Annotated in this window: 15 protein-coding genes; 7 read left to right on the forward strand and 8 right to left on the reverse strand. The window is 27.2% G+C overall.

Annotation, left to right across the window (positions count from 1 at the left end; translation table 11 throughout):
- Positions 1 to 101: 101 nt before the first annotated feature.
- From NNC19_RS09650 to NNC19_RS09665, 4 genes are all read right to left on the reverse strand, one after another.
- Positions 102 to 611, reverse strand: coding sequence for a hypothetical protein (locus tag NNC19_RS09650; protein WP_310938431.1), 510 nt, complete (start codon positions 609 to 611; stop codon positions 102 to 104).
- A 49-nt stretch (positions 612 to 660) separates the two neighbouring features.
- Entirely contained in the window at positions 661 to 1,398 is a 738-nt protein-coding gene (locus tag NNC19_RS09655; RefSeq protein ID WP_310938432.1) for a hypothetical protein, read from the reverse strand.
- Between the two features lie 266 nt (positions 1,399 to 1,664).
- The gene (locus NNC19_RS09660) at positions 1,665 to 2,393 is read right to left on the reverse strand and encodes a hypothetical protein (RefSeq protein WP_310938433.1); all 729 of its coding nucleotides are present in this window, start codon (positions 2,391 to 2,393) and stop codon (positions 1,665 to 1,667) included.
- A 239-nt stretch (positions 2,394 to 2,632) separates the two neighbouring features.
- Complete coding sequence (locus NNC19_RS09665) at positions 2,633 to 3,367, reverse strand: hypothetical protein (protein WP_310938434.1); 735 nt, start codon at positions 3,365 to 3,367, stop codon at positions 2,633 to 2,635.
- Positions 3,368 to 3,601: 234 nt separating this feature from the next.
- Here NNC19_RS09665 and NNC19_RS09670 point away from each other — a divergent pair, with 234 nt between their 5' ends.
- Positions 3,602 to 4,447 carry a YARHG domain-containing protein gene (locus NNC19_RS09670; protein WP_310938435.1) on the forward strand — a complete coding sequence of 282 codons (846 nt, stop codon included), beginning with the start codon at positions 3,602 to 3,604 and terminating at the stop codon, positions 4,445 to 4,447.
- A 47-nt stretch (positions 4,448 to 4,494) separates the two neighbouring features.
- Here the strand turns inward: NNC19_RS09670 and NNC19_RS09675 are convergent, their stop codons facing one another.
- Both NNC19_RS09675 and NNC19_RS09680 read right to left on the reverse strand, forming a co-directional pair.
- Positions 4,495 to 5,886, reverse strand: a complete 1,392-nt coding sequence (locus NNC19_RS09675) for an aldehyde dehydrogenase EutE (protein ID WP_310938436.1) — start codon at positions 5,884 to 5,886, stop codon at positions 4,495 to 4,497.
- Positions 5,887 to 6,414: 528 nt separating this feature from the next.
- Positions 6,415 to 7,992, reverse strand: coding sequence for a restriction endonuclease (locus tag NNC19_RS09680; protein WP_310938437.1), 1,578 nt, complete (start codon positions 7,990 to 7,992; stop codon positions 6,415 to 6,417).
- A 394-nt stretch (positions 7,993 to 8,386) separates the two neighbouring features.
- Here NNC19_RS09680 and NNC19_RS09685 point away from each other — a divergent pair, with 394 nt between their 5' ends.
- From NNC19_RS09685 to NNC19_RS09695, 3 genes are read left to right on the forward strand one after another with little or no spacing between them, the layout of a single operon-like run.
- The gene (locus NNC19_RS09685; protein ID WP_310938438.1) at positions 8,387 to 9,043 is read left to right on the forward strand and encodes a 3-oxoacid CoA-transferase subunit A; all 657 of its coding nucleotides are present in this window, start codon (positions 8,387 to 8,389) and stop codon (positions 9,041 to 9,043) included.
- Entirely contained in the window at positions 9,044 to 9,754 is a 711-nt protein-coding gene (locus tag NNC19_RS09690; protein ID WP_310938439.1) for a 3-oxoacid CoA-transferase subunit B, read from the forward strand.
- A 23-nt stretch (positions 9,755 to 9,777) separates the two neighbouring features.
- Positions 9,778 to 10,518, forward strand: coding sequence for an acetoacetate decarboxylase (locus tag NNC19_RS09695; protein ID WP_310938440.1), 741 nt, complete (start codon positions 9,778 to 9,780; stop codon positions 10,516 to 10,518).
- A gap of 171 nt (positions 10,519 to 10,689) precedes the next feature.
- Here the strand turns inward: NNC19_RS09695 and NNC19_RS09700 are convergent, their stop codons facing one another.
- Together NNC19_RS09700 and NNC19_RS09705 are read right to left on the reverse strand one after the other, a co-directional pair.
- On the reverse strand, positions 10,690 to 10,983 hold the full coding sequence (locus NNC19_RS09700) for a hypothetical protein (protein WP_310938441.1): 294 nt from the start codon (positions 10,981 to 10,983) through the stop codon (positions 10,690 to 10,692).
- 137 nt (positions 10,984 to 11,120) lie between these two features.
- The gene (locus tag NNC19_RS09705; RefSeq protein WP_310938442.1) at positions 11,121 to 12,758 is read right to left on the reverse strand and encodes an extracellular solute-binding protein; all 1,638 of its coding nucleotides are present in this window, start codon (positions 12,756 to 12,758) and stop codon (positions 11,121 to 11,123) included.
- Between the two features lie 550 nt (positions 12,759 to 13,308).
- On the opposite strand from NNC19_RS09705, the gene NNC19_RS09710 reads away from it, so the two are divergent.
- The 3 genes from NNC19_RS09710 (at position 13,309) to NNC19_RS09720 (ending at position 15,485) form a co-directional block, all read left to right on the forward strand.
- Positions 13,309 to 13,710, forward strand: coding sequence for a hypothetical protein (locus NNC19_RS09710; protein WP_310938443.1), 402 nt, complete (start codon positions 13,309 to 13,311; stop codon positions 13,708 to 13,710).
- Between the two features lie 420 nt (positions 13,711 to 14,130).
- Positions 14,131 to 14,472, forward strand: a complete 342-nt coding sequence (locus tag NNC19_RS09715; RefSeq protein WP_310938444.1) for a hypothetical protein — start codon at positions 14,131 to 14,133, stop codon at positions 14,470 to 14,472.
- Between the two features lie 263 nt (positions 14,473 to 14,735).
- Positions 14,736 to 15,485, forward strand: coding sequence for an MBL fold metallo-hydrolase (locus NNC19_RS09720; RefSeq protein WP_310938445.1), 750 nt, complete (start codon positions 14,736 to 14,738; stop codon positions 15,483 to 15,485).
- Positions 15,486 to 15,489: the final 4 nt, after the last annotated feature.

Here is a 15,489-nt window from a genome sequence, read left to right on the forward strand (position 1 = left end):
CTATGGATTTGATTTATTAATTTTAACCTTAATTTAGTTGATTGTAAATTTAAATACAAGAAAAAATCCCCCCAAACCTTAGTTTGAGAGAATAAGTAATATTATTGTTTATTATATACTTTTTGAGTTGTAGTATAAGTTTCACCATCATCATCAACTGCTATAACAGTGAATTCTATATAATCTACATTAGTAAATATTAGTGCATTCTTTGCCACTCTTTTAGGTAAAAGCTCTCCTACATTTATCTTGATAGTCCCATCACCCATCATATTACCTGATGTATCATAAACATTAATCTCATATCTTAACTCTTTTAAAGTTTTTGCACCTTGATTAATTGTTTTTATATCTATCAGTTCACCATCAAATTTTATAATAGTTTGCGCATGTTTATGGATTTTAATATTATGATTATTTCCCTTATTACCTTGCCCTTGACCTTGACCATTTCCCTTGCCATTACCATTATTTCCATTTCCATTTCCTTTAACTAAATAAGTGGTATCAATATTACTATTTTTTTCACTTGCAAATGTATTTGTAGCAAAACTTCCTAAAAACACAGTGCTTACAACTAAACTTAATGATAAAATTCTTTTCATTTTCATAATAGAAACCTTCTTTCTCTTAAAAACACATCTTTTAAACGGATACTTATTAATTTTGGACTAAGGTTAAAGGCTGGTTATTTACTGAATCAGCCACTTTTGAAGTAGAGCAGGTTGCATCAGCTATTGTAGCTTTTCTGTTTACAACTTTTAATAAACTACCATCTTCAAATTGAACTTTTGATACTTGAACAAAGCAATAAGAATTTGTAATTGGTATATAACTTTGTCCTACAGCTTTAAGTTCCCCTCTTAATCTATAATTTTTTTGACCCATATCATGTAAATATTTCAACAACTGTTTATTTTTATCCTCTGTAGTAGTTACTTGCTTTGCATTTACATTAGTATAAGTTCTCCAATAATTACTAGAATTAGATGCAAACTTTAATCCTAAAATTCCATTTAAAAGAGTTGCTGTTGAATATCCATTTTTATATTCTTCACTTCTAGTTATTTTGTTATATTCTTCTGCTGTAAATAAGTTTTTATTATTTTCAATAAATTCTACTAATTCATCTTGAGTTATGCATTTAACTTTAACATCAACATCTATATCAGTCATAGCTCCTTTGGTTAAACACACACTAGTTTTTGCAACAGCTCCATATCCATTAGTTATTTTGAATTCTGAATAATCTTTAAGATTATTTTCAGTTTGTTCTGGTGCTAAAGGTATTTTATTGAGAGTTGAGACTTTAGCTGAAGCTTTTACTGAGCCTAGTGTAAAAATCATACTAGCTACAACTAGACAATTGATTACTTTTTTTATTGATTTCCTTAACATTACTTGCCCCCTATTAAATTGTTAATCAATTCTATAAGACCTTTTACAACAAACATATTATATTATGCATCCTGTCAGTATCAAAAAAATAAGTAATTTTATAAAATATATGTTTCAGATAGAATTATAAACATAAAATTCAATTGAAATAGTAAAGGTCTATATTTTTTTAACATAAATAAGACTGTTAAAAAGAAATGTTATTATTCTTTTTAACAGTCTTTTGTTCTTCCAAAAGTAATAAAATTATCAGAATATATTATTTTTTAAAGTTCGTTTAATATTAAAGGCCCATTATCAGAAGATCCTGATACCTTTGAAGTAGATGCATTTGCATCACCAACATTTGCCTTTGTATTCACAACCTTTAATATATTACCATCTTGGAATTGTACTCTTGATACTTCTACAAAGCAATATGCTACAGTTGGTATGTAACTTTGTCCAACAGCTGTAAGCTTACCACTTAATTCGTAGCTATGTTGAGTAAGATCATGTAAAGATTTTACAAGTTGTTGATTTTGTTTGTCACTAGTGCTTACTTGTTTACCATTTACATTAGTGTATGCTCCCCAAGCGTTATTAGCATCAAACTTTAATCCTAAAATTCCATTTAAAAGAGTTGCAGCAGAGCAACCATTTTGGTATGCAGCACTTTGAGTTATTTGGCTATATTGTTCTGTTGTGAAAGAGCTTTTATTGTTTTCAATAAATTCTACTAAGTCATCTTGAGTTACACATGTAACTTTAACTTTTACATCAATGTTTGCAGTAGCTCCCTTAGTTAAACTTATTCCTGTCTTTCCCACAGCACCATAACCATTAGTAATTTTGAATGATGAATAATCTTCAAGGTTTGTATCAGTTTGTTCTGATGTTAAAGCTGGTTGATTTGATTCTGCAGCTTTAGCTGAAACTGGCGCAAATCCTATTGCGAAAACCATTGCAGCTGCTAATAAACAGTTAATTACTCTTTTTGTTGATTTGTTCAACATAAATTTTCCCCCCCAGTTAATTAAAATTTTTAATATTTATGTGAATTACTTCACACTCAACATATTATATTATACTTTTTTGTCAAAAACAAGTAATTATGTGAGAATTTTAGTGCTTATATCTAAAATGTATTTTTATACAATATATAGTTGAACTATAAATTATAATTATATTCTTTTCAATAATTAAAGCTGTCAAAAAAATTTGACAGCCTTGCAAATTATAAATATATTAAATTCTAAAGTTCATTTAAAATTAAAGGTGGATTATCTGATGATCCTGATACATTTGAAGTTGATCCATTTGAATCCCCTACATTAGCTGTTGTATTTACAACTTTTAATGTAGTTCCATCTTGAAATTGAATCCTTGACACTTCAACAAAACAATAAGCTATAGTTGGCACACGACTTTGACCTACAGCTGTAATTCTACCACTTAATTCATAAGTTTGTTGAGTTAGATCATGTAAAGATTTTAAGAATTCTTTATCTCCATCATTTGCAGTAGTTACTTGTTTAGCATTAGCATTTTTATAAGTACCCCAAGCATTACCTGAATTTTTGCTAAATTTCAATCCTAACATACCATTTAAAATGCTTGCCGCAGAATTACCTTTTTTATATGTAGCATTTTGAGTTATCTGGCTATATTGGTCTGTTGTAAATGAATTTTTATTATTTTGAACAAAATCCAATAGTTGATCTTCAGTTATACATGTAACTTTAATATTAACTTTTATATCTGCTGAAGCTCCTTTAGTTAAAACAACACCAGCTTTACCAACTACTCCATACCCATTAGTAATCTTAAATGATGAATAGTCTTCAAGAGTCTTTTCATTTATTGCTGATTCTAAGGATGCTTTGCTATAATCTAAAGATTTAGCTGAAGCCGGTGCATGTCCCACTGCTAGAACCATAGCTGCTATTAATATACAATTAATAGTTCTTCTAATTGTTTTTTTTAACATAATTGTTTCCCCCTTAAGAAAATATTTTTTTACTACTTATGTAAATTTTCTCAATAAGTATATTATAAATTTTTCCTAAAATCAACAAATAGTGAAATTGTTAACTTTCGCCATTTATTAAGATTCTTCATAAATTATTCCTATTACTTTTTATTAATGTTATACTATATTTGATTACCTAAATTTTTAAAATAGAAATTTAGATGTAAATATTAACTAATGAGGAGAAGGTTTATGAAATTATTAAAGAAATTTTTAACTATTATTTGTTCACTTATTTTAATGCTATCCTTATTTGGTTGTGATAAATCTTCATCAAGTCAGGATACTGCTCAATCTGAATCATCAACTGATTCCACTTCTAAAGATGATAAAGATACAACTTCAAATGATTACATTTTCCCAGATAGTGATAGAGTTTTACTAACAGAAGATAAGTTAACTGATTTACCACTTAAAACCCTTGAACTAGGACGTAATGAAATATTTGCAAGGCATGGATATGTTTTTAAAACAGACGAGTTAAAAAAATATTTCACAGAGAAATCTTGGTACAAGGAAAATCCTAACTTTAAATCAGAAAATGATTTAACTGGTACTGAAACTAAAAATATCGCCTTAATAAAATCAATTGAAGATAAAAAAATTAATGGTGATAATAAAACTATTAATAAAAAAGTTGCTGGTAAAACTTATGGAAAAATAAAGCAAGTTACTTTAGAGAATGGTACAAAATATATTTCATTTGATAAAGTTGAATGGCTAGTCTATGATGATATAAAAAATCGTCAAGATGTTAAAGATTATTTAGTAAAACAATATGGAAGTTTACCAACTGAATTTGAAAATGATTATTATATCTATGATCCAGATGCTAATTTAACAAAACTTCCACTTAGTAATAATGCTACAATAACTAACTGGAAATCTGATAATAGTGGTATCTCAACTTATTCTATATCTTTTGATGATCTTAAAAACAACACAAAACAAAATGAGATGCTACCTCAAGATGGCATTTATTCTATAACAATTGAAAATAATGCTATTACAAAATTAGAAAAAATGTATCAACCATAAAAAAAAGAGGATTCAAATTAATTTTGAGTCCTCATTATTATTCAATTTTAATGTTTTTCAGATGTTCTATTTACCACTACACATCTTCTCTGTCTTGTAAAAGTTCTTGCAGAAGTTATACCTTCTCCTGTAGGTCCAGCAATAGTAAATGTAGTAAATCCTTCACCACCCAAACCTACACCAGCAAAAGATTTAGAATTTTCAACAAAAATAGTTGTATCTATTTCTTTTTCAAATCTATTTAAGTTATCTATATTTTTTGAATACATATAGGCACTATGTTTTCTCCCTTGTTCTGCTTTTTTAGCCAATTCTATTGCTTGGTTAATATTTTGAACTCTTACAATAGGGAGTATGGGCATCATAAGTTCTGTCATAACAAAGGGATGGTTTGCATTGACTTCACATATTATACATTTAATATTATCAGGTGCAGTAATACCTATTTCTTTTAATAATAATTTTGCATCTTTTCCTACCCACTTTTTATTTATCATATATTCTGCTTTAGAATTACTTTCTATATCTCTTTTTTCTAATACTAAATTAATTAGTTTTGATATAGTATTATCATCTATAATCATTGCATTATTCTTAACCATATATGATATTAAATCATCAGCTACATTCTCAAAAACAAATACTTCTTTCTCCGCAATACAAGGTAAATTGTTATCAAAAGAACATCCATCTATAATGTTTTTTGCAGCATTTTCTAAGTCTGCAGTATCATCAACAATTACAGGAGGATTTCCTGCACCTGCACCTACAGCTTTTTTTCCTGAATTTAAAATTGCCTTTACTAATCCAGGTCCTCCAGTTCCACATAAAAGTTTTATATTAGGATTTTTCATAATTATATCTAAAGATTCCATCGTAGGTTCTTTTACCATAGTAACTAAATTTTCTGGTCCACCACATGATAGTATTACTTCATTTATCATATTTACAGCAAAGGCAACACATCTTTTTGCACTTGGATGGGCATTAAATACTACAGAATTTCCAGCAGCTATCATACCTATACTATTGCATATAACAGTTTCTGTAGGATTAGTTGATGGAGTTATTGCCCCTATAACACCATATGGTGACATTTCTACAATAGTAATTCCATTATCACCTTCCCAGGCAGTAGTAGTTAAATCTTCTGTACCTGGAGTATATTTAGCCAACAATTCATGTTTTAGTATCTTATCTTCATAACGTCCCATTTTAGTTTCTTCAAAAACAAGCTTTGCCAAAACTTCTTTATTTTTTAATGTAGCACTTTTAATACAATTAATAAATTTCTCTCTGTCTTTCTTTTTGTATGAATGAATCAATTTTTTTTGAGCTTTAACAGCACTTTCAATAGCATCTTCAACATTCTCAAATACACCAAGAGATATGTTTTCTTTGTCAATATCTTTTATTGAATTTACTAATACATTTTCCATTATAAGTTTCCTCCCAATTTTCTAATATAACTATCATTTCAAATTCAAAGTATTATATTTTACGAATTTTTATACTTAGTTGATTGCTATAATCATTGTTAAACTTTTCACATTTTAATGGTCTAGTATATCAAGTATTTCATCAATTGTCTCTTCAAAATATATAAGTCGTACATAATTAATTCTTATCCGGATAATTTTACTAATTAGTACACTAATATTATAATGATAAAAATCTATAAAAAATCGGTTTTTTTTGAAAAAGTTAGTCACAAAAAAGAAAAGCGTTTACAATTCAGGGAATACTAAAGTTATTTTCTCTTAACAAAAGCTCAAAAGATTAAATCTTTAAATTTGTTAGAATATAAAAAATATTCTTTTGTAAAAAAATAGAATATTTTAAATTGTATCGACCTATTAACGCAATTTTCTATGATAACTTTTTCACACTCCCCTGAATTTGTAAACGCTTAAACAAAAAAAAAGCAAAAAAATACCTTTTAAAGTTTTTTTTGCTTTTGCTATTATTTAAACATTCTTATTTTTTAATTTAATTTTTACTTTATATCCATACTCTTTAAAGAGTTGTACTAAATCTTCTCCCCCTATTAAAATAATAGACTTACCTTTTGAAAATTCTCTTGATTTGTCTCCATAATAACTTGTAGTTATTAATATTCCTTTATTGGCTTTTTCTGATAACATTGTACTATATAAATCTTTAACATTTGCTACATGAACCTCTTCATCATACTGTTTTGCTCTAATTAAAAACTTTCCACCTCTTATTTTATCTTTATCAATAACTATAAGTTCTAACCCACGCTCCCTACTAGATTTTGCAATTTTCACATCACAGTTTTTTCCTGAAAAAACTTTCTTAAATAATTCTTTTATTAGATCTTCAAATACTTCTAAACCCAGTTCTTCTAAATTAATTTCATTATCTAAACCAGCTTGAACTTCTTTTGATTGTATAAATCTTAAATCATTATGATTCAAATCTAATATTGGTTTTACTGGAGTTAAATCATATAATAAGGCTCCACTTATTCCCTTAAGTTTTCTAAAATATTCTTTTGGATTTACTTTACCTAATTCTAATTTAGTAAATTCCTCTCTAGAAGTTTGTACTGACATTATGCATGCTCTAAAATAATTTTCAGTTTTCTTATCTACATCATATATCCATCCATTGAAAACTATTTTCTTTATCTCATCTATCTTTAACGCTTGAAATACTTCATATATATTTCTTAAGCAAATTTTATATAAAACATCCTCATAATATTCTTCAAATTCCTTTTGTTCCATCCTAACTTCAATAATCTCTTTCCTTGCTGCAATATATTTATATTCAGTAATAATTGGGATTTCCTCTTTCATTGGAAGATCATAAGAGATAATCAATATTTTATTTGATGGGTCATATTGAATTTCATATTGCTTTCTAATTTCATAAGGATATATAGATTTCTCCAAAACTAAGTTTACATACCTCTCTATTGCCTTTTCTTCACCTTTTTCTAAATTAATTTTAAACTCATCTATAGAATCATTAAATGATTTAACTCCATTAGTGAAGTTCAATTTTTCCTCCTCATATTTTCTTTTAGCTATTTCCCTTTTTTCTTCATATTCCTTTTTTCTTTCTTTAAATAAACTCTGGGCTTCATTCTCTAATTTAATTCTTTTCTTTTTTACTGATTTAAATAAGAATTCTTTTGTTGAGTTTTTTATAGGAACTCCTACTTCAATATTTATTTCTTTTAAGGTTGGAGGTTCTTCTCTGAATATAAACTCTTTAAATTCGTATGTCTTTTTTAATGAATCTAGCTCTATAGAATGATCTATTTTTAATGAATCCAGTAGTATATCTTTATATTTCTCTATTTTTTGAATTGATTCTATGGTGTCTTGTTCTGTTTGATATTCTAAATCTTCACTTCTTTGTTTCTTTCGTTTTTTCTCTTCTTTTTCTCTCCAACTTGCTAATTGTTCTCTAATCTTTCTATTTAACTCCCAAGAAGTCTCTGCCTTTATTACTTTACTTACATCTAAAAATTCATTATATACTCTCTCTGAATAAAGATATTTCACTGGCATAATTTCCCCCTTAAAATAGTAATTCATTTTTTTAACACTACCTTAATTTATTTTTAAATATGGAAAATTATAACCTTTATTTTTTTATGTCCAGCTTTGCATATAACAGGATTCTATGCCTCATCTATACAGATTTTGTGTATCAGCTATATTTATAATATATAATTCTTATAACCTTTATATTTATTTTTATGTTTAATCAGTCATTTTCTTTAATTACAATTAATTATGAGAATTTTCTTATATTTTATCTCTTTAGGAAAACGGTTAATTTAGCCATAACTAACTTTATTATACAAAGTTGTAACTTTATTAATGATTAGTGTTATAATAAATATATACTAGTTAATAATCATTATCCGGATAAAGAAATAATATTACTTTGGAGGTGCTCATGAATAAATTATTTACTCTTAATGATATAAAAACTATTTTTAAAGATGGAATGAGCATTATGATTGGTGGTTTTCTAGACTGTGGGACTCCTGATAATATAGTCGACTTACTTGTTGACTTAAAGGTAAAAGATTTAACACTAATTTGTAATGATACCAGCTTCCCAGATAGAGGAATAGGAAAATTAATTGTAAACAATCAAGTAAAAAAAGTAATTGCTTCACATATAGGAACAAATTCAGAAACGGGTAAAAAAATGTTATCCAATGAAATTGAAGTTGAACTTTCTCCTCAAGGCACATTAATCGAAAGAATACGTGCAGCTGGTTCTGGCCTTGGTGGAGTTTTAACACAAACAGGTCTTGGAACAATTGTTGAAGAAGGAAAAGAAAAAATTTTGGTTAATGGAAAAGAATATTTATTAGAAATTCCCTTAAAAGCAGATTTAGCTTTAATAAAAGGAAGTATAGTAGATGAAAGTGGAAATACCTTCTATAGAGGTACAACAAAAAATTTTAACCCTTATATTGCAATGGCTTGTGACATAGTAGTTGTTGAAGCTGAAAAACTTGTTAAAAATGGTGAATTAGGCCCTGAAATTATTATGACTCCAGCTCCATTAGTTGATTATATTGTTAAAAAGGAGGAACTCTAAATGATTAATAATAGAAATTTAATAAAAGAAACTATTGCAAAAAGAGTAGCCCAAGAATTAGAATCAGGACAACTTGTAAATCTAGGTATTGGTATTCCTACTTTAGTAACTAACTATATACCAGATGATAAAGAAATCTTTATTCAATCAGAAAATGGAATAGTTGGAATGGGATCAGCTCCAATACCAGGAAATGAAGACCATGATGTTACAGATGCTGGAGGCCAATATACAACTATAGCAAGGTCTGGTTCATTTATAGACAGCTCAACTTCTTTTTCTTTAATTAGAGGTGGTCATGTTGATGTTACTGTACTTGGCGCTTTGGAAGTTGATGAGCATGGAAACTTATCTAATTGGATTATCCCAGGCAAGCTAGTTCCTGGAATGGGAGGTGCAATGGATCTTGTAACAGGAGCAAAAAAAGTAATTGTTGCAATGCAACATACTGGGAAAGGAAAGCCAAAAATATTGAAAGATTGCAAGCTTCCACTTACTGCAAAGTCAAAGGTTAATTTAATAGTTACTGAACTTTGTGTAATTGAAGTTACAGATAAAGGTCTTGTCTTAAGAGAAATTAATAAAGATACTACTATTGAAGAAATTCAAGCTTTAACAGAAGCAGAGTTAATAATTCCAAAATACGTAAAGATTATGCTAACTGAATATTATGTTTATACAGCTGAAGAAAAAACAGCTTTACTTCATTAATTAAAGAGAGGATGGATTAAAAAATGTTAGAATCTGAAGTATTAAAACAAATTACTACTCCAATTGGGGCTCCTGCATTTCCTAGGGGTCCATACAAATTTTACAATCGTGAATATTTAAATATTATATATCGTACTGATTTAGAAGCTTTAAAAAAGATAGTACCAGAACCACTTAAGATAGAAGAACCATTAGTAAAATTCGAGATGATGGCAATGCCAGATACTACTGGACTTGGTTCATATACAGAATGTGGCCAGGCAATTCCAGTAACATTTAATGGACAAAAAGGTGATTATCTTCATTGTATGTATTTAGACAATGAACCTGCAATTGCTGTAGGTAGAGAAATGAGTGCTTACCCAAAGAAACTTGGCTCACCAAAATTATTTGTTGATTCAGATACATTAGTAGGCTCATTAAAATATGGCTCACTACAAATTGCAACGGCTACAATGGGATATAAGCATATACCACTTGACTTTGAAGAAGCAAGAAAACAAATCTGTAAGCCAAATTATATGCTAAAAATTATCCCTGATTATGATGGAAAGCCAAGAATTTGCGAACTTGTTTCTGCAGAAGTTACTGACATTAAAATTAAAGAAGCATGGACTGGTCCTGGACGTTTGCAACTATTTGAACATGCTTTAGCACCAATGGCAGATTTACCTGTTCGAGAGATTATATCAGTATCTCATATTCTTACTGATTTAACCCTTCCATCAGCTAAACTAATTTATAACTATCTTGATAAAAAATAAACATGTCTTATGCTTTAATTCTTTACAAATCGCTTTAACTATTTACATAGGCTAAAATATAATAAAGTTTCTACATAATAAACTTACTTAATATAAGTAGTATGTAGAAACTTTATTATAGTGTAAAAAATATTATTTCATTTCTCATTTTTGAGTAATTTAATTTTGCAATCATTCTTTTTCTATTGCAAGTTTCTTTCTTTCTCTTGACCTTTTTAAATATAAGAGACATGCTGCTATAAATGCCCCTCCTTCAATAAAATATACTCCTACAATAACTAATGATTTTCCTTCAATAAAATTTTTAAAAATCGTTGTTCTAAGTAAATCAATGAAAAAGTATGAAAAAAATAATATAGTATATGCTTCTCTATTCTTTCTCTTTACAAAATAATAAATACACATACCAATAAAATATAGAGTTAATATATTTTCTACTAACAGATTTATTATATTTCTTATCATATGATACTCTCCTTAATGTCCCTTTTTATAACATAAAAGAAGTATATCATCAAAGATGCTTTTTGTAAATTTTTCTATTAGTAATCAAATTTTACATACTCAAAAATTTCTTAAACCTAATTATATCTATACTAATTTTATTCTATATTAAGTTTTTTCTTGTTTTCTTCAAATTTTCTCTGGCGATAAATTTGTATTTTTTCATATCCTTCACCTTCTCTATAAGTCAAAAATTCATTTAATATTCTATCAAATTCATCATCACTATTTGCTATCAACAAACTTTTCAATGTGTTTTTCCACTTATGTTGTATTTTAGAATAAGCTTTACCTTCTTCAATATCTCCATATGGAGCTGTTTTATCATATATAGAAAAATTATAAGTTTTTCCTCTTGGCCAATCTTCTAATATTTTTAAAGCTTCTGACTCAGTATTTGCCCATTTATTTATTAAATTAGTATCCATAAGCATCCAATAAGTTTTTTCTGCTCCATATTTTTCGTAGAAGATTTTTCTATTATCATTCAATAAATTTCGTAATTCTGGTTTAAATTGTTCTCTTCCCTTGATATATTTCCATGTAATATCCTTTTCTCCTAAATATAAATCTTTATTTCCTTCTTCACTTATTAAATAGCTTAAAAATTTTATTGCCCTCTCTGGATTTTTACAACCTTTTGAAATAAGTGTAACTTTCCATCCAGATATACTATTAGACGCTAGCTTGGGTTCATCAAGTTTTGAATTAGCTGGTCCATCAACTGGTATGTAAATTTTATTTTTATCAGTCTTATATAATTCTAATTGTTCTTCAATTATATCAGTCCTTTGATAAAGCATTGAGAAATATCTTCCTTTAGCAATTTTTTCTCCCATTTGGGTTCTTTTATCTTGAAATATATCTTTTGAAATTAAACCAAGTTCATTAGCTTTCCTTAAAGTTCTTAACCATTTTATATATTCAGGATCAGTTATTCTCTCATAAATTTTTCCTTCCTTTTCAAAAGGTATTGCTAAAAAGTTAGGAAGAATACTATCTAAGGATAAATTCCCTGAATTATTAAACTCATCTAATCCTAGGGGAATAAGTGGTTCCTTATTTATATTAGAAAACTTTTCTTTTGCCTTTTCTAATGCATTCAAAAAGCCTTCAGGAGTTCTCATATCTGGTTTTCCTATAGCTTCATATATATCCTTTCTTACTAAAAAGGTTTGATTAGATGGATTTTCTTCTTTATAATCTTTAGTATCTTTTATATCTAAAGAAAAATTAGGATAACAATATGTATATCCATCACTTTCTTTATACCATTCTAACTTTTGTTTATCAGTAACCTTAAAAAAATATGTATCATATTGTTCTGCTAACCTATCTAATGGTAAGGCTAGGTTCTCTTTTATGATACTTCTATATTCATCATTCCAAGAACTTAAAGTTACAAAATCCGGCAACTCATTTTTCTGTATCATATCTTTTAGTTTTTCTTCCTCATCCTCACTAGGAGCTATAAATTTTATACTTACTCCAGTTTTTTTTGTAACATAATTAGATACAACATTATTTCCCCACTTAGTCATAAACCCTGGATAATCAATATACCAATCAAAAGTTATTGGTGAGATATCTGCTTTCCAACCTTCCTCACTATCTGTACTTTTTTCTCCACTAACTTCTTCATGATTTTTTTTTAATACATTAAATGAAATAAATAATCCAGATACTATAATTGCAATAATAATGATTTTTGAAGCTATTCTATTTTGCATCCACATGAATTACACCTCCATAACTTGGATTATAATTTATAAAAATAAGTGTATTTTTTATCTATTAATTTGTATTCAATTCATTTCTAGTTTGCTCATCTAAAAGTTAATTATGAATAAAAAGGTAGATTCCATGCCAAAGACACGAAATCTGCCTTTAAATCTAATCTCAAAAAAATATATTATTTAACAACGCTAAAAAATTCTTATTATTCTTAAGCTAATATTGCAAAAAAAATTAATATTGCATACAAAATATATCAAAATACAATTTATTTGTATAATTTACATTTTTATATTACATTTTCGCCTCTACTTATTTACATATTGTTTCATTTTTAGTAAAATAAACGTATAAAAGGATTTGTTTGATGATCCTTTTTGTATTGTATTCATAAAAGCAGCTTTAATTAGCTGCTTCACCCTGTTTGTAATAAATTCTAAACTCTTAATTTTCTATAACAACTTATACATAATTTAGATTCAATATTTTTTTGTCGTAATACATATACTTATAGATGGAACCAAATTTAAATTATTTAAGGAGGATTCCTTTATGGGAAAAATAATAAGAAATAAATATGCAATGGAATATAGGAAAGATAAAGATTTATTCTTCTTAAAAGTTTGGGATGTTTTCCCTCAAGAAGAAGCTAAAAATTTTTTAACTGATTATAAATATGAAACGAAAAAGTTTGATGCAGACGATACTTCATTTGTAATTGATTTTAGAAGTTTAGCCTCCATTAAACCAGACTTTAAACCAATGTTGGTTAAATTCATAAAACTGTATATGACTTTACCTTATAAATACATAATCTTCTTAAAAAGCAATTCTTCTACTTGTAATGACACTATAAAGTCGGCTATGAAAGAAGGCGGTATGGTTTATGGTAAAGATGCTATATTCTTAGATGATATGAATGCTGTAAATCAACTAATTACAATGTATGTATAATATTTAAAACTCTCTCTATTTCTTGTTAAAAATTTGCCTCTTAGTTATATTGAGAAGTTAGTTAGCAATATTTTGTATATTACCTAGAATATGTTGACACCTAGTTAGCTTGTCTGTTAAAATATGTTTATGAAAAGGATTACTGTCCAAATAATTCTTTTTGTATTCTATTCATAAAGCAGCTTTAATTAGCTGCTTCACCCTTTTTATGAGAATTTTTTCTCATATCATCTTTATTCTATCACTTTAATGAAATTCAGTTGCTCTTTTTATTGTAAACAATTTATATGTATTTCATTTTCTTAATATCAAAATATTAGAAGTAGCTAAAAAGTGTTTTTTGATGATATACTATTATTTAACAAGACCTTTATGATAATCATTAAAAAAATATATTACAAAAGGATAAAGGATGATAACATGAAAAAGAAACACTTAGCAGTAATTTTAGGTACAATAATTTTAATTGTAGGTTCCCTAACTGTAGTTTTTACTAAGACAAATAATAATGATATGGAAACAAACAAAAAAACATATTCAGAAAATCATGAAGATAAAATGACAATAGAGGCAAATGCTGAAATAACCAATGCTGACGATGCATATAAGACAGCAATATTTTATAAAGAAGATTTTATTAATTCAAACAAAGATAAAATATCAGCAGAGAATTCTGACAAAATCCAAGTCATTATAAAAGGAAAATATAAAAGTTGGTTGTACGATGGGGCAGGCAGTGTTAAAGAAATAGATACTAAATAGGAAAATGAAATAATTATATAACATAATTATCATAGGTGGCTTTAATAGTCACCTATCTCCTTTTTTAAAATATTTTTTTTGGAATACTATGTAATTATTAAAATTTGATGTTGACAAATTAAATTGTGTGCAATATAATTTTATCATACCTAACAAACCAGTTTAAAAATTAATCTGAAGTACCATAAAGGTACTACAATTATTATCAATCAAATAAATATTTATATGGATATAAATAAAATAATATATTGGAGGAATAAATTATGAAAATTTTTGCTTTAGAATTTTATAAAAATGGAAAAATGAAAGAATCATTTGCTTTAGGAGGCTCTCTTGAAAAAGAAAAAATTAATACTAATAAAGAATATCCTGCAAGTTTACAAAACTATCTAATAGATACAGGAAAAGAAGTTATATTAGTAGATACAGGCCTTCCTGTTGAAACACCTGATATTGAATATAAACCAGACCAACCTTTATATATGGGAGAAAAAGTTGCAACATTTACAGATGCATTAAAAAATATCGGATACAAGATAGAAGATGTTAATAAAATTATTTTAACTCATAAACATCCAGACCATTCTGGTGAATTAAGATTATTTAATCAAGCTCAAATTTATATTTCTCAGATTGAAGCTGATTCTATGAATATAGAAGGAGAAAATATAAATAAAGTTAATTTCACTGATGGCTCATATAAAAATTTTGAAAAATCTCAAATTATAAGTGAAGGTATTATTATGATACCAGCCTATGGACATACTGCTGGTAATTCTATCATTATTGCAGAAAATAATGGAGTTAATTATATGTTCCATGGTGATGTAACTTATACTGATGAAGCTTTGAAACGAAACCAATTATCTGTGGTCTTTGAAGATAAAGTTTTGGCAAAAGAAACATTAGAAAAAGTTAGAACTTTCATCAATGAAAATGATACAGTTTATTTAGGAACTCATACTCCTGAGGCTTTAACTTCATTACAAAATAATATTATCATGAAATTATAAAGAA

Source organism: Clostridium sp. SHJSY1 (assembly GCF_031626875.1).
In the GTDB taxonomy this organism is placed as follows: Bacteria; Bacillota; Clostridia; order Clostridiales; family Clostridiaceae; genus Clostridium.